The following is a 21,316-nucleotide window of genomic DNA, read 5'->3' as shown; positions in this document are numbered from 1 at the left end:
CTTGTTTTTTATCTACCAAGATCTTCCGGGCTTGCCGATGGCCTTGAGGGTCTCGGGGCGTTTGACGGTCTTGCCGACGTCGTAGCGGGGTGCCCGGTGCTTGTTCTTGGCACCGGGTGGCCTTCCGGGGCCGGCTCCTCGGGGTTTGGGAACACGGGCCGGGCAGGCGAGGTGAGCGCGGATGTTCCTGAACCCTCGGCGGACCCGGGCCGGGGTGAGCCGGTCGGAGGCGGTGGGTTTCTCCCAGGGCCGGCGGAGGTCCGCGGCGAGGGGCCGGGTGAGCCGGAGCTGGGTGTGGGCGACGATCAGGATCCAGGTCCAGCGGTCCGCGGCTTCGGGGGTGCGGAGCTTCGGGGTGGTCCAGCCCAGGGTCTGCTTCGCGAAGCGGAAGGTGTGCTCCAGGTCGAAGCGGCGGAGAAATGCCTGCCAGAAGCGGTCCACGTCGTCCGGTGTGGCGCCGGTCTTGGAGGACCATAACCACACCGGCGGGGCATCCCGGTCCTTCGACAGATGCTCGACCTTCAACCGCATCAACGTTCCCTCGACCAGGGGAAGTTCACCATCATGGTCAAGCCATGAGGAACGGTGAGTGAGTCGGGGGTGGACCCGGTCCCATGCCTGGGTCTCGGCCTTGCCGTAGTTGGTGGTGTCAGTGACCGTGGTGATCGCGGGCTCGGGCCAGGTCTCCGGCTTGGTGAAGCGGAACTCCGGACCGTGCTTGGGCGGCCGGCCGTTGACGCCGTGCATCCTCGGTGGCTTCGGCAGCCGCATCACGCGGTCGGAGCGGACGCGGCCGACCATCTCGACCGGCAGATCGCGCAGGACCCAGGCCAGGCGGGTGACGTCGTAGCCGGCGTCGCTGACGATCACGATGGCCGGGTTCCCGGCCTGCCACTGGCCCGCGGCAATGAGCCGCTCGACGACACCTCGTAGCTGGGCGGCGGTGATCGCCGTCGCGTCGTCCGTCGGTCCGAGCCGGACCGCGTCCAGGATCGCGGTCCAGGACGTGGCGCCCGGCTCCAGCACGGCCACGAAGGAGTAGGGCCAGCCCGGGATGAACTGCGACGCAGTCTTCGCGCGACCGTAGACGTGGCAGAACAGGCGCTCTGCCGAGCACGGGGCGTCCGAGCGGAGCCACGGCGACACGTCGACCGCCAGGACCAGGCGCCCGCCATCGAAACGCGGCAGCGGCAGGCCGGCCAGCACCGTCCGCAGCCGGTCGACGTCGATCCGGCCGTGGTTCAGGCCGCCGTACATCGCTCCGTGCCCACGACGATGCTCGGGCAACAGCGTCAAGTCCACCGGGGACTTCACAGCACCGTCCGCACACAGCACCGCGTCTGCCAGCTCGAACAACTCGTCGCGCCGGGCGGTCAGACACTCGTAGAACTCGCCCCGGAAGCGTGACGCTTCCGCGAACGCTTCCCTCCGGACAGCATCAGGCAGCAGACTCACCCTCACGGCCTTCGTCGTGGTCACGTGCACCTTGGTCGGAGCACAGGATCAGACGAAGGCCGCCCTCGCGTCCGGCGAACCCCCAGGTGAGCGACTCAGTTCGAGACACCATTCGAAGCCGGAAGAAAAAGAACAAGCTCAGCCGCGCCGTGCGGGGAAAATGCCATTTGCCGTCCGGTGCGTGTTACGTATAACCTCCCGGGAACCCGAGCGACCCTCGGACGATCTCCGCACCATCTCCGCGCGATTAGCGCCCCACCCGAGAGGCTTCGATGAGACGCATAGCCCTGGTCACCCTCGTGGTCGGCGACTACGACGAGGCGATCCGCTTCTACACCGAGGCGCTCGGCTTCCGGCTCGTCGAGGACGAACCGAGGCCCGACGGCAGCCGGTGGGTCGTCGTCGAACCGGGGAGCGAAGGCCAGGGCGGCGGACTGCTGCTCGCCAGGGCCAAGAACGAGGCGCAGCGCGCCCGGATCGGCGACCAGGCCGGCGGACGCGTGGGCTTCTTCCTGCACACCGACGACTTCGCCCGCGACCACGCCCGGATGCTGGCCGCGGGCGTCAGCTTCCTGGAGGAGCCGCGCCACGAGCCCTACGGCTCGGTCGCCGTCTTCGAGGACCTGTACGGAAACCGCTGGGACCTCCTCCAGCCGGCCACCGGCTGAGCCGGCCCGACGCCCGCTTCCCATCCGATCCCACCCCACACCACCGCACCATCTGCCGAGGAACGAACGCCATGACCGCGCCCCGCATCGACGCCGACACCATCCGCCGCCTCCCCAAGGCAGTCCTGCACGACCACTTCGACGGCGGCCTGCGCCCCGCGACCCTCGTGGAGCTCGCGGCGGAGATCGGCCACACCCTCCCGGAGACCGACCCCGAGGCCCTCGCCGCCTGGTACTACGAGGCAGCCAACTCCGGTGACCTGGTGCGCTACATAGCCACCTTCGAGCACACCCTCGCCGTGATGCAGACCCGCGAGGGCCTGCTGCGCACCGCTGAGGAGTACGTGCTCGACCTGGCCGAGGACGGCGTCGTCTACGGCGAGGTCCGCTACGCCCCCGAGCTGATGGTCAACGGCGGGCTGGCGATGGCCGAGGTCGTCGAGACCGTGCAGGAGGGCCTGGCCGCCGGTATGGCCAAGGCGGCGGCCCAGGGCACGCCGGTCCGTGTCGGCACGCTGCTGTGCGGGATGCGCATGTTCGACCGTGTCCGCGAGGCCGCCGACCTGGCGGTGGCCTTCCGGGACGCGGGCGTCGTCGGCTTCGACATCGCGGGCGCCGAGGACGGCTTCCCGCCCGCCGACCACCTGGCGGCCTTCGAGCACCTGCGCCGCGAGAGCGTCCCCTTCACCATCCACGCCGGTGAGGCCCACGGTCTGCCCAGCATCCACCAGGCCCTCCAGGTCTGCGGCGCCCAGCGCATCGGCCACGGAGTCCGCATCACCGAGGACATCGTCGACGGCAAGCTCGGCCGCCTCGCCTCCTGGGTCCGCGACCGCCGTGTCGCCCTGGAGATGTGCCCCACGTCCAACCTCCAGACCGGAGCGGCCACCTCCATCGCCGAGCACCCCATCACGGCCCTGAAGGACCTCGGCTTCCGCGTGACCCTCAACACCGACAACCGTCTGGTCTCGGGCACCACCATGACCCGTGAGATGACACTGCTCGTCGAGGACGCCGACTGGACCCTCGACGACCTGCGCACGGTCACCGTCAATGCCCTCAAGAGCGCCTTCATCCCGTTCGACGAGCGCAACGCCCTCATCCAGGACGTCGTCCTGCCGGGCTACGAGTCCGCGCGCTGAAGCAGCCCTCGTACGTAGGCGGCCTGGCCGACGTGTTGAAGAGCGTCGGCCAGGACGCTGACCAGCCGGACGCCCAGGCTGACCGGCGGATCCCAGCGCTCGTCCACGATCCGCTCGAAGTCCTTGGCGGCCAGCCCGCGCACGTACCCGAGGGTCTGCTCGTGCACGGCGTCGTGGTACCCGGTCAGCAGGTCACCGGAGTCGACCCGTACCTTGGCGACCTTCGCCGAGCTGTGCCCGAAGCCCGTGTCGTGGCGCGGCAGGCCGAGGCCGAAGCGTTTCTCCCAGCCCTGGGACAGCCAGACCTGGTCGAGCCCGGAGGCGTCGGCCAGATGGTCGTCCTGCACCCGGGTCAGGTGCCAGACCAGCCAGGTGACGGAGTTGGCGTCGGCGGCGGGGCGGGCGTTGAGGTCGTCCGGGCCGAGACCCTCGACGGCGGCGTGGACCTCTTCCTGGATGCGGCTGTACGCGTCGATGAGGATGTCCTTGGCATGCATACGGTCCACCATCGCGCATGCCGGCCCCGTACGCGTCTTCTGTCATCCAGGTCCCTTACGCGCCCTCCGCCTCCACCAGGGCCATCAGTGCCCGCGCCGCCGGGCTGGTGGCCTGTGGGGGCGGCAGCAGGGCGACCGTCTCGTACACGGTCTCGCCGGTGCCCTTGACGGCGAGGGCGGTGAGGGAGTCGCGCTTGTGCCGGAAGTGGCGCGGGACCACGGCGATGCCCAGGTTCTCGTCCACGAGGTCGAGGAGACTGTGCACGTCGTTGACCTCCAGGGCGACGGCGCGGCGGACGCCCGCGGCGGCGAACACCGCGTCGGTGGTGCGGCGCGGGCCCCAGTCCGGGTGGAAGTCGACGAAGACCTCGCCGCCCAGCTCCTCCGGGGTCACGGCGGCGCCGGCGGCCGCGAGGCGGTGGCTCGGGTGGCACAGGACGGTCATCGGTTCACTCGACAGCGGTACGACTCGCAGCTGGTCGGTGTCCTCCTGCGCCGTCCGCACGGCGAAGGCGAGGTCGAGGCGCCCGCTCGCGACCTCCTCCGCGAGCGCGCCCGAGCCCGCCTGCCGCAGACAGATCTCCACATCCGGATGCCGCCGCCGGAACGCGGCGAGCAGCCCCGCCACATGCAGCCCGGCGACACACTGCTCGGACCCGAGCGCGAGCATGCCACGCAGCACACCCTGCACGGCGGCCACCGCCTCACGGGCCGACCGCACCTGCGCCAGGATCCGCTCCGCCTCCGTCAGCAGCGCCCGCCCGGCCGGTGTGAGCATCACCCGGCGGGTCGTCCGCACGAACAGCGGGGTCTGCAGCTCGCGCTCCAGGGCCCGGACCGAGGCGGACAGACCCGACTGGGAGACCAGCAGCCGTTCGGCGGCCCGGGTGAAGTGCTCCTCCTCGGCGACCGCGACGAAATGCTGGAGATGGCGGAGTTCCATGACTGAGAAGCGTATGCGCTGAATCCCATCGGATTCTTCTGTTGGACCAATGCCCCCAGGTCGCGAAAGAGTGGACACCGGTTCTCAGGGACTCCGGTCCCACCGTGCCAACCTCTCTGGAGTCGCGTTGTACACCGCACACCCCGACCGCTACGCGGACATGCCCTACCGGCGCACCGGACGCAGCGGTCTGAAACTGCCCGCGCTCTCGCTCGGCCTGTGGCACAACTTCGGCCCCGACCGGTCCGTCGAGACGCAGCGCGAGATCCTGCGCCGCGCCTTCGACCTGGGCGTCAACCACTTCGACCTGGCCAACAACTACGGCCCGCCGCCCGGCTCCGCCGAGTCCGCCCTAGGCGAGGCCCTGAAGGCCGACTTCGCCCCGTACCGGGACGAGCTGGTCATCTCCACCAAGGCGGGCTATCTGATGTGGCCCGGCCCGTACGGCGAGTGGGGCTCCCGCAAGTACGTGCTCTCCTCGCTCGACCAGAGCCTGAAGCGCATGGGCCTCGACTACGTCGACATCTTCTACTCGCACCGCCCCGACCCGGAGACTCCGCTGGAGGAGACGATGGGCGCGCTGCACTCGGCGGTCCAGCAGGGCAAGGCGCTGTACGTCGGCGTCTCCAACTACTCCGCCGAGCAGACCCGCGAGGCCGCCCGCATCCTGGGCGAGCTGGGCACCCCGCTCCTCATCCACCAGCCGCGCTACTCGATGCTCGACCGGCGTCCTGAGACCGAGGGACTGCTCGACGCCCTCGACGAGCTCCAGGTCGGCTCCATCGTCTTCTCCCCGCTGGAGCAGGGACTGCTGACCTCCCGTTACCTGGACGGCATCCCGGAGGGCTCCCGCGCGGCGAGCGACAGCCCGTTCCTGAACTCCGACGCCGTCACCGAGGACCTGGTGGGCAGGCTGCGCGCGCTGGACGAGGTCGCCAAGTCCCGCGGCCAGACCCTTGCCCAGCTCGCCCTCGCCTGGACGCTGCGCGGCGGCCGGGTCACCTCCGCCCTCGTCGGCGCGAGCAGCGCCCGCCAGATCGAGGACAGCGTCGGCGCCATCGGCAACCTCGACTTCGAGGCGGACGAGCTGTCCCACATCGACGCGATCATCGAGGGCAAGGCCTAGCCTCCGGCATCGAGGGCCCGGGCCGACATCCACGGCCCGGGCCCACAGAGCACCTAGCCCTCGACGCGCTCCTCCAGCCGGACGGTCACCGACTCGCCCGCCCCCTTCCCGATCGCCTCGCGCACATCGGCCTTCACAGGCAGCTTGTGGGTGCCGTCGCCCAGGGCCATGAAGGAGCTGCGGAAGGGGTGCCCGTCGATCGTCCCGCGGACCTTGACCAGGCCGCGGGTACCGAAGAACGCGACGGACTCGGGCCACACGAGGTAGGTCCAGCCGCCCTTGGCGGGGGAAGAACTCATCGCGAGGCGTGATCGTTGAACCCTCCGTCGAGGACATCCGTATGGGACGGGGACCGGGTCCGGAGCCGTCTGCGACCTCCTCGTGATCCGGCGCCGCACACGATGCCCGGACGTGCCGGAGGGCGTCGATCGCCTCGGAGGTCATCCCGAGGAAGGCCCGGTCGGAGGGCCCTTCGCATCGTTTCAGCCAATCGCGGTCCCGCATATGCCAGGAGACTGGCTGAATTGGCATGGTGACAGAGTGTCAGGAGTGTCGATACTCGACTGACAGGGCGATTGAGTCATGAACCACCGCGCATCCGTGTGCGTTCATGATGTCACTGTGCGTGACTTTCGAGTCGCCAGATGTGCACGACCAGCAAATCTGCGAGGCGAGAGCAAGTCCGCGCGGCGAGTGGGGCCGGGCGGGTTCGGCGGTGCGATCGGGGGAGCGAAGCGTGCACGACGAATTCCTGTGCCATGTCACCGCGTACGGCATGTGCGGCGGCCGGCGCGTCGGCGTGCCCCTCGGTACCTATCGTGCCCCCACGCTGGCGCTGGCGCTGTGGTGGATGCGCGACCGCGCGTTATGGATCGCCGAACGTCTCGACCCGCGGCCCGAGAACCCGAACTTCCCCCCGAACGCGGTCGTTCCGGTCGCGGACACCGTCCCGGACGTGCCGACCCTGCTGCGTGCCTGGTCCGCCGACGGCGAGCAACAGGAGCTGGTCGCGGAGGAGTTGGCCGCCGGCAACCTGGTCCGGATCGCCACCAACGACGACACCACGGAGTACGAACTGCTCGCGGAGTCCGTCGACGCCGTCCGTATGCAGCGCATCGCCCAGAGAATCGCCGCTCCCGCCGCCTGACTCCGAGGGGGTGCGGTCGTGGCCTGTCGGCTACGAGGGGCGCTCGCCGGCCTCGACGAGCCGGGCGAGGTTCGCCAGGGCCATGCGCGTACCGGTCTCGTTGTCGGCGGCCGGTACGGCGTCGGGAACGCCTTCGTGCACGATGAGGACATCGGTGCCGCCATCCGCGTCGGCGAGCGTGGTGGTCATCGTCATCGTGCCGCGCAACGCGGGATCCTCGGTTTCGAACTCGAGCACTTCGACCACCTCCTCGTCCGGCACCAGCTTCGCGAAGTGGCCGTGGTACGTGTCGGTGTGGGACGCCGACTTGCCGGTGCCGGTCGGCGCGTCGTAGGTGAGTGAGACGCGGAACCTCCCTCCTTCGCGGGCGTCGAACTCGTGCACATGGCCGCTCATGCCGGCCGGGACCCGCCATTTCGCGATCGCGTCCGCGTCCAGAAGCGCCCGGTACACGGCCGGACGTGAGGCATTCACATGCCTGGAGACCTGAGTCGAGTACATGGGGCCAACCTAACGTTCGGGCTTTCTCTGGACGCCACATCGAAAGACGGCTGCCGCCGGAAACCAGCGACAGGCGTTGCCCCCTCCCTCGCATGAACCGCCAGGCGCATAGTCGGGCTAATCGGTAGAATTCTCGGCATGGCAGAGCGGTCGATGGCACCGACTGCGCCCGAACTCGTGCTGGAAACCGAGTCGGGCTCCACGGTGATGAGCCCCAGCCACGAGTACCACGTCGGACGCGACCCGCTCAGCGACGTGGTACTCGACGACGACCGGGTCTCGTGGCACCACGCGGTGCTCCGGGCCGACGCCGACCACTGGACGATCGAGGACGAGAACAGCACCAACGGCACGTACACCGACGGCCACCGCGTCCATGAGTGGGACGTGGGCCCCGGCAGCGTCATCCACTTCGGGAGCCTCCCCGACGGCCCCCGGGCGGTGCTCACCGGCCTCGCCTTCGAGCGCCCCTCCGTCATCTCCCGTCCCGCCTCCACCGGCACCTTCCGGCAGCCCACCAGCGTCCGACCGCTGCCCGAGCGGACCGTTCGCATCGGCCGCGCCGCCGACAACGACCTGGTCATCGACGACCTCGTCATCTCCCGCCGGCACGCCGAGCTACGAGCGCTCCCGGACGGCACGTACGAGATCGTCGACCTGGGCAGCCACAACGGAACCTTCCTCAACGGCACGCCCGTCGACCGGGCCCCGGTCACTCCGGGTGACATCGTCGGCATCGGCCACTCCGCGTTCTGCCTGGTCGGCGACGAACTCCAGGAGTACGTCGACACCGGCGAGGTCTCCCTCGACGTCCAGGAACTGACCGTCGCCGTCGACCACGGCCGAAAGAGGCTCCTGGACAAGGTCGCGTTTCCGGTCGGCGAGAAATGTCTCCTCGCCGTCGTCGGCCCCAGCGGCGCCGGCAAGTCCACCCTCCTGAACGCCCTGACCGGGCAGCGCCCCGCCGACAGCGGCACGGTCCTCTACGACGGCCGCGACCTGTACCGCGACTACGCCGAACTGCGCCAGCGCATCGGCCTGGTCCCACAGGACGACATCCTGCACGCCCAGCTGACCGTCCGCAGAGCCCTCGCCTACGCCGCCGAACTCCGCTTCCCGCAGGACACCGCGAAGGCCGAACGGCAGGCGCGGGTCGACGAGGTGATCCGCGAACTGGGCCTCGAACAGCGCGTCGACCAGCCCATCCACAGCCTCTCCGGCGGCCAGCGGAAACGGGTCAGCGTCGCCCTGGAACTGCTGACGAAACCCTCCCTGCTCTTCCTGGACGAGCCGACCTCCGGTCTCGACCCCGGCATGGACCGCTCGGTGATGCACATGCTGCGCGGCCTCGCCGACGACGGCCGTACGGTCATCGTCGTCACCCACAGCGTCCTCAGCCTCGACGTCTGCGACCGGCTCCTCGTCCTCGCGCCCGGCGGCAAGGTCGCCTACTACGGGCCGCCGGACGACGCCCTCGCCTTCTTCGGGTTCGAGCAGTGGCCGGAGGCGTTCGAGGCCTTCGAACGGGACCGGGAACGGGACTGGGCGGGGGAGTACCGCGACTCGCCCTTCCACCGTCACTACGTCACCGCGTCCATGAACCAGCCCTACCTGCCCGACGCGGAGCCGGTCGCCGTGGCGCCGCCGCCCAAGGCGCAGAGCTGGGGCGCCCAGCTGGGCACACTGGTCCGCCGGTACGCGGCCGCGCTGAGCGCCGACCGCACCTTCCTCGCCATCATGATCGCGCTGCCGTTCGTGATGGGCGCGATGGCGAGAGCGCTCGCGGGGAGCACGCTGGACCGGGAGACCGCCATGAACGCGCTGCTCATCCTGTGCGTGGGCGGTGTGCTGACCGGCGCCGCGAACGCCGTCCGCGAACTGGTCAAGGAACGGGTGATCTACCAGCGCGAACGCGCCGTCGGCCTGTCCAGATCCGCGTACCTGATGTCGAAGGTCGTCGTCCTCGGCACCGTCACCGTCCTCCAGGCGGTCGTCCTCACCCTCGTCGCCCTCCTCGGCGTCGACCTCAACGCCCCCGGCGGCGAAGGGGTGTTGATGCCGCCCCTGGTCGAGATCACGGTCGCCGTGGCACTGCTCGCGTTCACCGCGATGATGCTCGGCCTGGCCGTCTCCGCGCTGGTCCGCAAGGAGGAGGTCACCATGCCGCTGCTGGTGCTCCTCGCGATCGTCCAGGTGGTGTTCTGCGGCGCGCTGCTGGACGTGCAGGGCACGGTCGTCCTCGAACAGCTGGCGTGGCTGGTGCCGTCGCGGTGGGCGTTCGCCGCGATGGCAGGCACGATCGACCTCGAACGGATCGTCCCCGACAAGGCGGACCCGCTGTTCGAACACTCGGCGGGCGTGTGGCTGCTGGACATGGGGATGCTCGTCGTCCTCTCACTGCTGTGCGGCTGTCTCGTCGCCCGCCTGCTGCGCCGCCGCGAACCCGCGGTGATGCGGAAGTAGCCGCGATGACGACCCCCGGATTCCTCCCCACGCACGTCGTCCCGCCAGGCGGACTGCCCGCCTGGGAGGCCCCCGATCCGTCCCGTCCCACCGTGGCCCTCGACCCGCTGCTGCCCGTCCGACTGCTCGACCGGCGCGGCGACTGGGGCCAGATCCTGTGCGCCAACGGCTGGTCCGCCTGGGTCGACGGCCGCCTCCTCGTCGCCGTACCCCAGGACCCGCCCGCCGCCGGCACCGCGGCCACCCGCACAGCCGACCCGCGCCCCCTGCTGGCCCGCGTCGAGGAGGCCCTGACGCGCTACCGCACCGAGGCGGAGGCCCTGGCCGCCGGACATCGCGACGGGGAGACCTTCCGCGACCGGACGAAGGGACTGCGGATCGGCGTCGTCGTCGACGGCGAGTCGCTGTGGCTGTTCGACGCCGCGCACGAACGGTGGGTGTACTGCGACGGGGCCCGGCTGAGCACGTTCGCTGTGGCGGAGCAACCGCAGGAGACCCCGGCCGCCCCGCATGTCCCGCCCGCCCCGCAGGTCCCGCCGGCCCCCGCCCCGGCTCCGGCTCCGGTTCCGGCTCCGGAGCCGACCCGGGTCGTGGACGAACCCGAACGCGAACGCGAACCGACCGATCACCGGCCGACCGACCGGCGACGGGCCGATCACGGGCCGGCCGATCACGAACCCACGCGCCTGGTCCCACCGGTGACGCCCGATGGGTGAGACGCCACCGTTCGCGGGGCGCCCTTCCGAGCTGGTCGGACAGCGGATCGCGAGCTACCGTATCGAGCGGGAGATCGGCCGAGGCGGAATGGCCGTGGTCTACCAGGCGCGGGATCTGCGCCTGGACCGGACGGTCGCGCTGAAGCTGCTCGCCCCGGAACTGGCACGCAACGACACCTTCCGGCGCCGCTTCACACACGAGTCACGGGTGGCCGCCGCGATCGACCATCCGCACATCGTGCCGGTCTTCGAGGCGGGGGAGACGGACGGCGTCCTCTACATCGCCATGCGGTACGTCGCCGGACTCGATCTACGCCATCTCCTGGACCGGCAGGGTCCGTTGCCGGTCACCACCGCGACCCGGATCGCCACCCAGGTCGCCTCCGCGCTCGACGCCGCGCACGACCACGGACTGGTGCACCGCGACGTGAAACCCGGCAACATCCTGGTCGCGAGGGGCACCGACAGCGACCACCCCGAGCACGTCTACCTCACCGACTTCGGCCTGACGAAGAAGTCGCTGTCCCTGACGGGCTTCACCAGCGTCGGCCAGTTCGTGGGGACGCTCGACTACGTGGCGCCGGAACAGATCTCGGGCAAGCCCGTCGACGGCCGCTGCGACGTCTACAGCCTCGCCTGCGTCGTCCACGAGACGCTCGCCGGCCGGCCGCTCTTCCAACGGGACGACGACATGGCTCTGTTGTGGGCCCATCAGTACGACGAGCCGCCGCCGCTGACCGACGCGCGCCCCGATCTGCCGCCGGACGTGGATCAGGTCCTGGCGACGGCGCTGGCGAAGTCCCCGGACGACCGGTACGACTCCTGCCTGTCCTTCGTGGCCGCGCTCAGAGTCGCCAGTACGACGCGCGGCTTCACGCCGGGGCAGGCGCCGACCCGGGCGGTCCCGACGACGACACCGGGACCGGCCGCACCTCCGCCGGAACCACCCCGGTGGGCCAGGCCCGTCTTCATCCGGCCGGGCCGGACCCCCGGCTGATGTCGAGGCGCTCGACGCGGGCCACGTTCTCCCGGTCGTCGGCGTCCTGGCTGGCCTGGGCGGCGAACCAGGCGTCGAGGATCTCCTTGAGCAGCGGCTCGGAGGTCAGCCGCAGACCGATCGCCAGCACGTTGGCGTCGTTCCAGCGGCGTGCGCCGTCGGCCGTGTACGCGTCCGTGCACAGGGCCGCCCGTACGCCGGGCACCTTGTTCGCCGCGATCGATGCGCCGGTGCCCGTCCAGCAGCACACGACGGCCTGGTCCGACACACCGGAGGCGACCTCGCGCGCCGCCGCCTCCGAGCAGGCTGCCCACTGGGGGTCGTCCCCGGCGCGCAGCGCGCCATGGGTCAGCACGTCGTGGCCCCGGGCGCGCAACTCCGCGAGGAGGAAGCGGGCGACGGGCTCGTCCATGTCCGAGGAGACGGAGATCCGCATGTCCCCGAGGCTACCCGCCTCCCGCACACCGGCTACGGGCGCGGCCAGGGCTTGCCGGCCAGCCGCTCGATGCTGGTGTTGAAGCGTTCGAGGTAGTCGGCGAACCCGGCGATGTCCTCGTCGGACCAGCCCGCCAGCACCATGGCGAGCGTGCGGACGTTGCCCTCCCGCTCCTCGTCCAGGCGCCGCTCGCCCTCCTCGGTGATGCGGAACTTGCGCGCCACGCCACCCTCCGGGTCGAGGGTGTGCTCGACCAGCCCGGCCCGCAGAGCGGCGGCGGTCTGCCGGCGCAGGGTGGAGGCGTCGAGGCCGAAGGCTTCGCTCAGCTCACCGATGGACATCGGCCCCTCGATACGGATGCGGCTGAGGAGGATGTACGCGCTGCGCTCCAGCGTGGAGTCCTTGCGGCGCCCCTTGCTCTTGCTCAGATGCTGGTAACGCCCGAGCAGCATGTTCTCGTACTCGACCCGGCGCGTCGGCTCTTCCACGGTCGCCTACCTCCTCGTTGCGGATACCGCCAGGGTGATCTTTGCATCCCGCCGGCCTCGCCCGGCCCCGGCGAGTCGGACATCATCCATGGTGTGCATGATGCACGAAACGTGTGCCATGCATGGCGCATGTATGCTGCACGACGGGTGCATGACGTATGCCCTGACGCCGGTTCACCGCACGGAGGAATCCCTTGACGGCCAACCCACCGCCCACCGCCCGCTCGGGTGGCGTCATCGCGACGCTGGCGCTCGCCGGTATCGTCGCCGCGATCATGCAGACGCTGGTGACACCGCTGCTCACCGAACTGCCCACGATCCTCGACACCAGCGCGGCGAACGCCTCCTGGGTGATCACCGCGACGCTGTTGACGGGTGCGGTCTTCGGTCCGATCGGCGGGCGCCTCGGTGATCTCTACGGCAAGCGGCGCATGCTCCTGGTGTGCTGTGCGCCGCTGATCACCGGCTCGGTGGTCTGCGCGCTGTCCTCGACCGTCGTGCCGATGGTCGTGGGCCGGGGACTGCAGGGCATCGGCATGGGTGTGGTGCCGCTCGGCATCAGCCTGCTGCGTGACGTCATCGCACCGGAGAAGCTCAGCGGCTCCATCGCCCTGGTCAGCGCCTCCCTGGGCATCGGCGCCGGTCTCGGTCTGCCGATCGCGGCCGGGATCGCGCAGTACGCCAGCTGGCGGGTGCTGTTCTGGGGCTCCGCGGGTCTGGCCGTGGCGGTCACCACCATGATCTGGTTCCTCGTCCCCGAGACCCCGGCCGGCGCCAAGGGGCAGCGCTTCGACTTCGTCGGCGCCTTCGGCCTCGGCGGCGGCGTGGTGTGTCTGCTGCTCGCCGTGTCCAAGGGGGCGGACTGGGGCTGGGGGTCGGCGACCACACTCGGCCTGTTCACCGCCGCCGCCGTACTGCTGCTGTTCTGGGGCTTCTGGGAGCTGCGCACCCGCGAGCCGCTGGTCGACCTGCGCACCACCGCCCACCCGCGCGTACTGCTCACCAACGTCGCCTCGGTCCTCGTCGGGTTCGGCATGTACGCGCAGTCGCTGATCACTCCGCAGCTCCTCAGGTTGCCTGAGGCCACCGGCTACGGTCTGGGGCAGTCGATGCTGGCCATGGCGCTGTGGATGGCCCCGGCGGGGCTGATGATGATGGCGCTCTCCCCGCTCGGCGGAAAGCTCACCAACGCCCGCGGACCCAAGTTCACGCTGGTCACCGGCTCCCTGGTGATCGCCACCGGCTACGGCCTGTCGCTCGTGCTGATGGGCTCGACCTGGGGTCTGCTGATCGTCGCCCTCGTCGTCAGCTCCGGCGTCGGCCTCGCCTACGGCGCCATGCCCGCGCTGATCATGAGCACGGTGCCGCTGTCCGAGACCGCCTCCGCCAACAGCTTCAACACGCTGATGCGCGCGCTGGGCACCTCCACCGCCGCCGCGGTCGTCGGCGTGGTCCTCGCCCAGATGACCACCACGCTCGGCGGCTTCAGCCTGCCCTCGGAGGACGGCTTCCGCACCGGTCTGATGATCGGCGGCGGTGCCGCGCTGGTCGCCGCCGCGGTCGCGGTGTTCATTCCCGCCGCGCGGGTCGCCGCCGCCGAGACCGACCCCCAGGAGCAGAAGCCGAGCACGGCCGAGGCACCGGCTTCGGCCGCGTAGCGAACGGACCGTCCGGCGGCCAGGGGCGGGGAGCCGGTCGGGGCACGGCGGATCGAGTACGGATGATCCCGCCCGCCGTGCCGCCGGCCGTGCCGCCGTGCCGCCGGCCGTGCCGCCGTGCCGCCGTGCCGCCGTGCCGCCGTGCCGCCGTGCCGCCGGCCGTGCCGCCGTGCCGCCGGCCGTGCCGCCGTGCCGCCGGCCGTGTCGCCGGCCGTGCCGCCGGCCGTGTCGCCGGCCGTGCCGCCGTGCCGCCGGCCGTGTCGCCGGCCGTGCCGCCGTGCCGCCCGCCCTCCCGCCGGCCGTGCCGCCGGCCCTGCGGGCGGCCTCGGCGCGTGGGACGTGCGGGTGCCACGTCAGAGCTCGTCCTCACCCTCGACGAACGTCCGCACCACCTCGATGTCCCCGATCCGCGACACGTCCACCCGGCGCGGGTCGTCGCCCAGGACCACGAGGTCGGCCCGCCTGCCGGGGGTGAGGCTGCCGGCGTCGGCCTCCCAGTGGCAGGCGCGGGCGGCCTCGACGGTGTACGCGCGGAGTGCCTCCTCCACCGTGATCGCCTCGTCGGCGCCGATGAGGCGGCCGGACTCCGAAGCCCGCTCCACCATGAACTGGACGGCCCGCAGCGGGGCGCCGTTGGCGACCGGGCGGTCCGAGCTGCCCGCCACCCGGATCCCGTGGTCGAGGAAGCCCCGGCCCCGGTAGAGCCAGCCGGACCGGTCCTCGCCCATGATCGTGGCGTAGTCGTCGCCGTAGTAGCGCAGGAAGCTGGGCTGGATGACGACGGTGACGCCGAGCGCGGCCAGCCGGGGGAGCTGGTCGGGGCGGACCAGGCCCGCGTGCTCGACACGGTGGCGTGCCTCCGGGCGCGGGCTCAGCTTCTGGGCCTTCTCCAGCGCGTCCAGGGCGACATCGAGGGCCCGGTCACCGATGGCGTGCACCGCGAGCTGCCAGCCGGCGAGATGGCCCTCGACGATCGTGTTCTCCAACACCTCGGGATCGTGCATGAGTTGACCGGAGCCGTCAGTGCCCAGGTAGGGGCTGGTGAGGGCGGCCGTACGGGCCATCATGCCGCCGTCGGTGAAGATCTTGAGCGCGCCTAGGGAGAGCGTGCCCTCGCCGAAGCCCGTCCGCAGGCCGAGGTCGATCGCCCGGCTCGTGGTGTCCTCGGCGTCCGCGCCGACCGTGCGGAGCGCGTCGGCCGCCACCATCAGCCGTACCCGCAGCGGCAGCCGTCCCGACTCGTGGGCGAGCTGGTACGCGGCGCCCTCGATGGGGCTGTGCCCGAAGAGCCGGGCCCCGACCCCCGCTTCGGCGCACCCCGTGATCCCCTCGGACCGGCAGACGCGCGCGGCGTGCTCGATCGCCGTGGCCAGCTCGGTGAGCGAGTGCGGCGGCCGGGACTGCAGCGCGGCCCCCATGGCGCCCTCCGCGAGGAAACCGTCCGGCCGGGCCACGTCCGCGGGGAGTCCGCTCAGCACCGCCGAGTTGACCAGGCAGGCGTGCCCGGAGAGGTGGCCCAGATACACCTTGCGTCCGGCGCTGACTGCGTCGAGGTCGGCCGCCGTGAGGGGGCGGTCGAGCGTCCGCTGGTCGTAGCCGCCGAAGTCCACCCAGCCGTCGGCGGGTGCCTGCGCCACCGCCTCCGCCACCACGCGGAGCACGTCATCGGCGCGACGGCTCGGCGCGACACTGGGCGCCTTGGCCTTCAGGCCCGTCCACGCCAGATGCACATGGGCGTCGATGAAGCCCGGGAGCACCGTGGCGCCGCCCAGGTCCAGCGTCCGCCGCGCCGGAAGCCCCGCCACGTCCTCGTCCAGGCCGACTACGCGCCCCCGCCAGATCCCGAGCTCCCGGGCCGCCGGGCGGTCCGGATCCATCGTGATGATGCGGGCGTTGGTGATCCTGGTGCTGAGCACGAACAGGTCCTTCCGGTCGGGGCGATCGCGTCGGGGGAGTCTCGGCTTGTCGCGTCGGTGACGTCTCGTCATGGTGAAGTGCCTTGATCCGCCCGCCAGTTGACGGCCCAATCGGCTAATGTCCCGGCGTTCGGGGGAGGTCGGTTCGTCCAGGCGGCGATTCAGGGCTGGTCCAAGAAGACAAATGTAGTTAGCCTTACCTAAGTTTTCTTGTACGTTTCCTGTGTTGGTGAAACCGGTCCGGAGGGATGCGTGAGAAGAGCGGACCCGCCGGGACGGAACGTGCTGTGGCGCGCGGTCGGCGGACAGCGTCGGGACGTCGTGCTGGGCGCGGTTCTGGGGATGGGGCACCAGACGGGCGAGGCCCTCGTGCCGGTGCTCATCGGACTGGCCATCGAGCGTGGAGTCGTGGACGGTGACGTCCCCGGACTGCTCCTCTGGCTCGCCGTCCTCGCCGTCGTGTACGTGGGGCTCTCCTTCAGCTTCCGCTTCAGTGCGAGGGCGGGTGAACGCGCCTCCGTCACCGCCGCACACCACCTCAGAACCCAGCTCGTCGGGCGCGTCCTCGCCCCCGAGGGCGGCGCCGAAGAGGGGCGCCTGCCGGGCGAGTTGACGAACATCGCCACCGAGGACGCCAAACGGGTCGGTGCCGTCGCCATGGCGCTCATCGTCGCCTTCGCGGCGACGGCGGGCCTCGTCGTCAGCGCGGTCGCGCTGCTACGGGTGTCCCTCGTCCTGGGCCTGCTCGTCCTGCTGGGCACCCCGCTGCTGCTGTGGCTGGGCCATCTGCTGAGCAAGCCCCTGGAACGGCGCAGCGAGACCGAACAGGAGCGCGCGGCCCAGGCCTCCGGTGTCGCGGCGGACCTGGTGGCCGGACTGCGCGTCCTCAAGGGCATCGGCGCCGAGACGGCGGCCGTCGCCCGCTACCGGCGCGTCAGCCAGGACTCCCTCTCCGCGACCCTGCGCGCCGCCCGCGCCGAGGCCTGGCAGAACGGCGTCGTCACCATCCTCACCGGAACGTTCATCGCCCTGGTCGCCCTCGTCGGCGGCCGCCTCGCCGCACGCGGCGACATCGGACTCGGCGAACTCGTCTCCTCCGTCGGACTCGCCCTGTTCATCGTCGGCCCGCTCACCGAATTCGCCTGGGTGAACGCCGAGTTGGCGCAGGGCCGCGCCTCGGCCGCCCGTATCGCGGACGTGCTGGACACCCCGGGCGCCGTATCCCCGGGACAGACCGCCGACGACACCCCGGCCCGTGACATCGAGGGACGGCTGACGATCCGCGCCCTCACGTACGGCACCTTGCGCGGCGTGGACATCGACATCGCCACCGGCGAGACCGTCGGCGTCGCCACCACCGACCCCGCGGACGCCACGGCGCTGCTGCGCTGTCTCGGCCGCCGTACCGATCCCGACGAAGGAGCAGTCGAGCTGGACGGCACGGCACTGACCGCGCTCGGACTGGGGGAGGTGCGCGCGGCGATCCTCGTCGCCGAGCACGACGCCGACCTGTTCGAGGGCACGGTCCTGGAGAACGTCACGGCGGCGGTCGGCGCCGCCGCACCGGCGAGAGTCACGGCCGCCATGGCCGCCTCCGACACGGACGAGGTCACCCGCGCGCTGCCCGACGGCGTCCACACCGCCGTGAGCGCGCGCGGCCGTTCGCTGTCCGGCGGGCAGCGACAGCGGGTCGCCCTGGCCCGGGCCCTGGCGGCCGACGCGCCGGTGCTCGTCGTGCACGAGCCCGTCACCGCCGTCGACGCCGTCACGGAGACCCGGATCGCCGCCGGGATCAGGGACGTCCGCAGGGGACGCACCACGCTCCTGGTGACCAACAGCCCCGCCCTGCTCGCCGTCACCGACCGGGTCGTGCTCCTCCGCGACGGCCGGGTCGCCGCGACCGGCGACCACGAGCGGCTCGTCCACGAGTGCGCGGACTACCGTACGGCGGTCCTCACATGACCGAGCCCGGTCGGACCGCCGCGACCGCCGAGGCGGCATCCCGGAGCGGCAGCCGCCCCGGACCCGTACTGCTCCCCGTCGCCACCCCCGCCCGCACCCGGGCGGCCGTCGCCGAACTGCTGCGTCCGCACCGGCGGTTGGCGCTGACCGGGTTCACCGTCATGGTCGCCTCCACCGCCGTCGGCCTGCTCGTACAGCCCCTGCTCGGCCGGATCGTCGACCTGGCCGCCGACCGCGGTGCCGTCGACGCCATCACGGCCACCGCGGCGCTGTTGGTGGTGGTCGCCGTGGTGCAGGGTGTCACCGCCGGGTTCGGGCTGTCGCTGATCGCCCGGCTGGGGGAGACGACCCTGGCCCGGCTGCGCGAACGCTTCGTCGAACGGGCGCTGGCGCTGCCGCTGGACCGGGTCGAGAAGGCCGGCGCCGGTGACCTGACGGCCCGGGTCACCGCCGACGTCTCCCTCATCGCCGACGCCGTACGCAACGCGCTGCCCGCGCTGGGGCGTTCGCTGCTCACCATCGTCCTCACCCTCGGGGCCATGGCCCTGCTGGACTGGCGGTTCCTGCTGGCGGCGCTGCTCGCGGTCCCCGTCCAGGCGGCCACCGCACGCTGGTACGTCACCCGCGCCATCCCGCTCTACGCCGAGCAGCGGGTGGCCGCGGGCGCCCAGCAACAGCAGATGCTCGACACCATCGGCGGCAGCTCCACTGCGCGGGCGTTCCGGCTGGAACGGGAGCACACCGAGCGGGTCACCGAGCGGTCCCGGTCCGTGGTGGCGCTGACCATGCGGGGCGTACGGCTCGTCCTCGGCTTCTACAGCCGGCTCCACATCGCCGAGTACATCGGGCTCGCCGCCGTCCTGGTCACCGGCTACTGGCTGGTCCGCCAGGGCTCGGCCAGTATCGGTACGGCGACCGCCGCCGCCCTGTACTTCCACAGCCTGTTCGGCCCCGTCAACGCGGCCCTCGCCCTCCTCGACGACGCCCAGTCGGCCACGGCGGGCCTCGCCCGGCTCGTCGGCGTCACGGACGAACCCGTGCCCCCGGCGCCGGACCACTCCGTCGAGGCGGGCGGCGTCGACGTCACCGTCCGGGGACTGAGCCACGCCTACCTCACCGGTCACCCCGTCCTCCACGACATCGACCTGACGATCCGCCACGGCGAACGTGTCGCCCTCGTCGGCGCCAGCGGGGCCGGCAAGACCACCCTGGCCAGAATCGTCGCGGGCATCCAGCCGCCCACCGCCGGCACCGTCCTGGTCGGCGGGGTCCCGCCCACCGACCTCGGCTCCGCCGCCTCCCGCACGATCGCCCTGATCACCCAGGAGACCCATGTCTTCGCGGGCCCTCTCGCCGACGACCTGCGGCTCGCCGCACCCGACGCCACCGACGACGAACTGCGGGCCGCGCTCGACCGTGTCGACGCCCTCGCCTGGGCCGAGGCCCTGCCCGACGGGCTCGCCACGGTCGTCGGCGACGGCGGCCACCGGCTGAGCGGCGAACGGACGCAGGCCCTCGCGCTGGCCCGGCTGATCCTCGCCGACCCGCCCCTGGTGATCCTCGACGAGGCCACCGCCGAGGCGGGCAGCGCCGGAGCACGCTCCCTGGAGAAGGCGGTCGCCCGCGCCGTGGACGGCCGCACCGCGCTGATCGTCGCCCACCGCCTCTCCCAGGCGGCGACCGCCGACCGCGTCGTCGTCATGGAATCCGGCCGCGTCGTCGAGAGCGGCACCCACGACGAACTCCGCGCCGCGCGGGGCCCCTACGCCGCCCTCTGGGCGGCCTGGTCGGACGCCCGCGACACCGGCCCCCGGCCGGCCCCCGAGACCCCCACACGTACAGCTCCACAGGAACCCGAACCGAAGGACCGCTGATGTTCCGCTCCCGTAGAGCGCCACGGCTCGCCGTCGCGCTCGCCTCCGCCACCCTGCTCCTTGCCACCGCGTGCGGTGGCGGCTCCGACGACGCGTCGGACGCCGGCGCGGAGGCGAGCACCTCCGGCGACTCCGCCTTCCCGGTCTCCGTCGACCACAAGTACGGCAGCACGACGATCAAGGAAGAGCCCGAGCGGATCGTCACGGTCGGCCTCACCGACCAGGACGCGGTCCTCGCCCTCGGCAAGGTCCCCGTCGGCACCACCGAATGGCTCGGCGGCTACAAGGGCGCCATCGGCCCCTGGGCCGAGGACAAGCTGGGCAGCGCCGAGGCACCCACCGTCCTCAAGGACACGGGTACCGGCCCGCAGGTGGAGAAGATCGCCGCCCTCAAGCCCGACCTGATCCTCGCGGTGTACGGCGGACTCACCAAGGAGCAGTACGAGTCGCTGTCCAAGTTCGCGCCCGTGGTCGCCCAGCCGAAGGCGTACAACGACTACGGCGTTCCGTGGCAGGAGCAGGCCGAGCGGATCGGCAAGGCGCTCGGCAAGCCGGACGAGGCCGCCGCGGTCGTCAAGGAGACCGAGGACACGATCGCGAAGGCGGTCGAGGAGCACCCCGAGTTCAAGGGCCAGAGCGCCGTGATGGCCACCCCGTACGAGGGCATGTTCGTCTTCGGCAGCCAGGATCCGCGCTCGCACCTCCTCACCGACCTCGGGTTCTCCCTGCCCGCGGACCTGGACAAGGTGATCGGGGACCAGTTCGGCGCCAACATCAGCAAGGAGCGCACCGACCTGCTCGACCAGGACGCCATCGTGTGGCAGGTCGCCGACGTCGCCAAGGACGCCGACAAGCTGCACAAGGACGCCTCGTACAAGGACCTGAGCGTCGTCAAGGAGGGCCGCGAGGTCTACGTCGACGAGGTCAGCGACTACGGCAACGCCCTGTCCATGGGCACCGTCCTCAGCCTCCGGTATGTCGTCGAGCGGCTCGTCCCGCAGCTGTCGGCCGCCGTCGACGGCAAGGCGGACACCAAGGTGGAGCAGCCCGCGTCCTGACACGGTTCGTGAGCACGAGGAAGGGGCCGGTCGAGCGACCGGCCCCTTCCCGTATGTCAGCCGTCCATCGACTCGGCCAGGCTGCGCGGCCGCATGTCGGTCCAGTGGGTCTCGACGTGGTCCAGGCAGGACTGCCGCGAGTCGGGCCCGTGGACCACCCGCCAGCCGGCCGGCACGTCCACGAAGTCCGGCCACAGGCTGTGCTGGTTCTCGTCGTTGACCAGCACCAGGTAGACGCCCTCGGGGTCCTCGAACGGGTTGCTCATACC

At 71.6% G+C, this 21,316-nt stretch carries 20 protein-coding genes; 11 read left to right on the top strand and 9 right to left on the bottom strand.

The genetic code is table 11. The annotated features are described in order from the left end of the window. Positions 1-12: 12 nt before the first annotated feature. Positions 13-1,455: an NF041680 family putative transposase gene (locus JIX55_RS03890; protein WP_306820104.1), complete on the bottom strand. Its 1,443-nt coding sequence runs from the start codon at positions 1,453-1,455 to the stop codon at positions 13-15. Positions 1,456-1,727: 272 nt separating this feature from the next. Here JIX55_RS03890 and JIX55_RS03885 point away from each other — a divergent pair, with 272 nt between their 5' ends. Then, on the top strand, positions 1,728-2,123 hold the full coding sequence (locus JIX55_RS03885; RefSeq protein ID WP_257561801.1) for a VOC family protein: 396 nt from the start codon (positions 1,728-1,730) through the stop codon (positions 2,121-2,123). Between the two features lie 71 nt (positions 2,124-2,194). Then, positions 2,195-3,265 carry an adenosine deaminase gene (locus JIX55_RS03880; protein ID WP_257561800.1) on the top strand — a complete coding sequence of 357 codons (1,071 nt, stop codon included), beginning with the start codon at positions 2,195-2,197 and terminating at the stop codon, positions 3,263-3,265. Here the strand turns inward: JIX55_RS03880 and JIX55_RS03875 are convergent. Together JIX55_RS03875 and JIX55_RS03870 are read right to left on the bottom strand one after the other, a co-directional pair. Beyond that, the gene (locus JIX55_RS03875; RefSeq protein WP_257561799.1) at positions 3,247-3,762 is read right to left on the bottom strand and encodes a mycothiol transferase; all 516 of its coding nucleotides are present in this window, start codon (positions 3,760-3,762) and stop codon (positions 3,247-3,249) included. The two genes, JIX55_RS03880 and JIX55_RS03875, sit on opposite strands and share 19 nt — an antisense overlap. 55 nt (positions 3,763-3,817) lie before the next feature. Continuing rightward, entirely contained in the window at positions 3,818-4,705 is an 888-nt protein-coding gene (locus tag JIX55_RS03870) for a LysR family transcriptional regulator (RefSeq protein WP_257561798.1), read from the bottom strand. A gap of 127 nt (positions 4,706-4,832) precedes the next feature. On the opposite strand from JIX55_RS03870, the gene mgrA reads away from it, so the two are divergent. Beyond that, positions 4,833-5,831: an L-glyceraldehyde 3-phosphate reductase gene (mgrA, locus tag JIX55_RS03865; protein ID WP_257561797.1), complete on the top strand. Its 999-nt coding sequence runs from the start codon at positions 4,833-4,835 to the stop codon at positions 5,829-5,831. Between the two features lie 53 nt (positions 5,832-5,884). On the opposite strand, the gene JIX55_RS03860 is transcribed toward mgrA, so the two are convergent. Continuing rightward, the gene (locus tag JIX55_RS03860; protein WP_257561796.1) at positions 5,885-6,130 is read right to left on the bottom strand and encodes a DUF1905 domain-containing protein; all 246 of its coding nucleotides are present in this window, start codon (positions 6,128-6,130) and stop codon (positions 5,885-5,887) included. A gap of 437 nt (positions 6,131-6,567) precedes the next feature. Between JIX55_RS03860 and JIX55_RS03855 the strand changes: the two genes are divergently transcribed. Next, complete coding sequence (locus tag JIX55_RS03855) at positions 6,568-6,978, top strand: hypothetical protein (RefSeq protein WP_257561795.1); 411 nt, start codon at positions 6,568-6,570, stop codon at positions 6,976-6,978. Between the two features lie 30 nt (positions 6,979-7,008). On the opposite strand, the gene JIX55_RS03850 is transcribed toward JIX55_RS03855, so the two are convergent. Beyond that, positions 7,009-7,479, bottom strand: coding sequence for an SRPBCC domain-containing protein (locus JIX55_RS03850; RefSeq protein ID WP_257561794.1), 471 nt, complete (start codon positions 7,477-7,479; stop codon positions 7,009-7,011). A gap of 138 nt (positions 7,480-7,617) precedes the next feature. Between JIX55_RS03850 and JIX55_RS03845 the strand changes: the two genes are divergently transcribed. Genes JIX55_RS03845 through JIX55_RS03835 form a run of 3 tightly spaced genes read left to right on the top strand, consistent with a single transcriptional unit; the run spans position 7,618 to position 11,655 of the window. Next, entirely contained in the window at positions 7,618-9,942 is a 2,325-nt protein-coding gene (locus JIX55_RS03845; RefSeq protein WP_257561793.1) for an FHA domain-containing protein, read from the top strand. A 5-nt stretch (positions 9,943-9,947) separates the two neighbouring features. Then, positions 9,948-10,658, top strand: a complete 711-nt coding sequence (locus JIX55_RS03840; RefSeq protein WP_257561792.1) for a hypothetical protein — start codon at positions 9,948-9,950, stop codon at positions 10,656-10,658. After that, on the top strand, positions 10,651-11,655 hold the full coding sequence (locus tag JIX55_RS03835) for a serine/threonine-protein kinase (protein WP_257561791.1): 1,005 nt from the start codon (positions 10,651-10,653) through the stop codon (positions 11,653-11,655). The genes JIX55_RS03840 and JIX55_RS03835 overlap by 8 nt, the downstream gene beginning before the upstream one ends. On the opposite strand, the gene JIX55_RS03830 is transcribed toward JIX55_RS03835, so the two are convergent. Then, entirely contained in the window at positions 11,627-12,091 is a 465-nt protein-coding gene (locus JIX55_RS03830; RefSeq protein WP_257561790.1) for an RpiB/LacA/LacB family sugar-phosphate isomerase, read from the bottom strand. The genes JIX55_RS03835 and JIX55_RS03830 overlap by 29 nt on opposite strands. A gap of 32 nt (positions 12,092-12,123) precedes the next feature. Beyond that, positions 12,124-12,579 carry a MarR family winged helix-turn-helix transcriptional regulator gene (locus tag JIX55_RS03825; protein ID WP_257561789.1) on the bottom strand — a complete coding sequence of 152 codons (456 nt, stop codon included), beginning with the start codon at positions 12,577-12,579 and terminating at the stop codon, positions 12,124-12,126. 194 nt (positions 12,580-12,773) lie between these two features. Here JIX55_RS03825 and JIX55_RS03820 point away from each other — a divergent pair, with 194 nt between their 5' ends. Further along, positions 12,774-14,237 (top strand): MFS transporter, encoded by a 1,464-nt coding sequence (locus JIX55_RS03820; RefSeq protein ID WP_257561788.1) that lies wholly within the window; start codon positions 12,774-12,776, stop codon positions 14,235-14,237. A 353-nt stretch (positions 14,238-14,590) separates the two neighbouring features. On the opposite strand, the gene JIX55_RS03815 is transcribed toward JIX55_RS03820, so the two are convergent. After that, a complete protein-coding gene (locus tag JIX55_RS03815; RefSeq protein ID WP_257561787.1) occupies positions 14,591-16,153 on the bottom strand; it encodes an amidohydrolase in 1,563 nt (520 codons plus the stop codon). 252 nt (positions 16,154-16,405) lie between these two features. On the opposite strand from JIX55_RS03815, the gene JIX55_RS03810 reads away from it, so the two are divergent. From JIX55_RS03810 to JIX55_RS03800, 3 genes are read left to right on the top strand one after another with little or no spacing between them, the layout of a single operon-like run. Next, positions 16,406-18,115 carry an ABC transporter transmembrane domain-containing protein gene (locus JIX55_RS03810; protein WP_257561786.1) on the top strand — a complete coding sequence of 570 codons (1,710 nt, stop codon included), beginning with the start codon at positions 16,406-16,408 and terminating at the stop codon, positions 18,113-18,115. Next, positions 18,112-19,989: an ABC transporter ATP-binding protein gene (locus JIX55_RS03805; RefSeq protein WP_257561785.1), complete on the top strand. Its 1,878-nt coding sequence runs from the start codon at positions 18,112-18,114 to the stop codon at positions 19,987-19,989. The genes JIX55_RS03810 and JIX55_RS03805 overlap by 4 nt, the downstream gene beginning before the upstream one ends. After that, the gene (locus tag JIX55_RS03800; protein WP_257561784.1) at positions 19,989-21,047 is read left to right on the top strand and encodes an iron-siderophore ABC transporter substrate-binding protein; all 1,059 of its coding nucleotides are present in this window, start codon (positions 19,989-19,991) and stop codon (positions 21,045-21,047) included. The genes JIX55_RS03805 and JIX55_RS03800 overlap by 1 nt, the downstream gene beginning before the upstream one ends. A gap of 56 nt (positions 21,048-21,103) precedes the next feature. Here the strand turns inward: JIX55_RS03800 and JIX55_RS03795 are convergent, their stop codons facing one another. Then, positions 21,104-21,313, bottom strand: a complete 210-nt coding sequence (locus tag JIX55_RS03795) for an MbtH family protein (protein ID WP_257561783.1) — start codon at positions 21,311-21,313, stop codon at positions 21,104-21,106. Positions 21,314-21,316 lie beyond the last annotated feature (3 nt).

This window comes from Streptomyces sp. DSM 40750, assembly GCF_024612035.1.
Taxonomy (GTDB): domain Bacteria; phylum Actinomycetota; class Actinomycetes; order Streptomycetales; family Streptomycetaceae; genus Streptomyces.
Note: the sequence above shows the minus strand (reverse complement) of the source record. Positions and strands in the feature narration are given on the sequence as shown.

What these genes read in the sequence shown, in the direction of transcription:
- JIX55_RS03885 (WP_257561801.1), top strand. Translation starts at nt 1,728, where the DNA reads ATGAGACGCATAGCCCTGGTCACCCTCGTGGTCGGCGACTACGACGAG.
- JIX55_RS03880 (WP_257561800.1), top strand. Translation starts at nt 2,195, where the DNA reads ATGACCGCGCCCCGCATCGACGCCGACACCATCCGCCGCCTCCCCAAG.
- JIX55_RS03875 (WP_257561799.1), bottom strand. Translation starts at nt 3,762, where the DNA reads ATGCATGCCAAGGACATCCTCATCGACGCGTACAGCCGCATCCAGGAA.
- JIX55_RS03870 (WP_257561798.1), bottom strand. Translation starts at nt 4,705, where the DNA reads ATGGAACTCCGCCATCTCCAGCATTTCGTCGCGGTCGCCGAGGAGGAG.
- JIX55_RS03860 (WP_257561796.1), bottom strand. Translation starts at nt 6,130, where the DNA reads ATGAGTTCTTCCCCCGCCAAGGGCGGCTGGACCTACCTCGTGTGGCCC.
- JIX55_RS03850 (WP_257561794.1), bottom strand. Translation starts at nt 7,479, where the DNA reads ATGTACTCGACTCAGGTCTCCAGGCATGTGAATGCCTCACGTCCGGCC.
- JIX55_RS03845 (WP_257561793.1), top strand. Translation starts at nt 7,618, where the DNA reads ATGGCAGAGCGGTCGATGGCACCGACTGCGCCCGAACTCGTGCTGGAA.
- JIX55_RS03840 (WP_257561792.1), top strand. Translation starts at nt 9,948, where the DNA reads ATGACGACCCCCGGATTCCTCCCCACGCACGTCGTCCCGCCAGGCGGA.
- JIX55_RS03835 (WP_257561791.1), top strand. Translation starts at nt 10,651, where the DNA reads ATGGGTGAGACGCCACCGTTCGCGGGGCGCCCTTCCGAGCTGGTCGGA.
- JIX55_RS03830 (WP_257561790.1), bottom strand. Translation starts at nt 12,091, where the DNA reads ATGCGGATCTCCGTCTCCTCGGACATGGACGAGCCCGTCGCCCGCTTC.
- JIX55_RS03805 (WP_257561785.1), top strand. Translation starts at nt 18,112, where the DNA reads ATGACCGAGCCCGGTCGGACCGCCGCGACCGCCGAGGCGGCATCCCGG.
- JIX55_RS03800 (WP_257561784.1), top strand. Translation starts at nt 19,989, where the DNA reads ATGTTCCGCTCCCGTAGAGCGCCACGGCTCGCCGTCGCGCTCGCCTCC.
- JIX55_RS03795 (WP_257561783.1), bottom strand. Translation starts at nt 21,313, where the DNA reads ATGAGCAACCCGTTCGAGGACCCCGAGGGCGTCTACCTGGTGCTGGTC.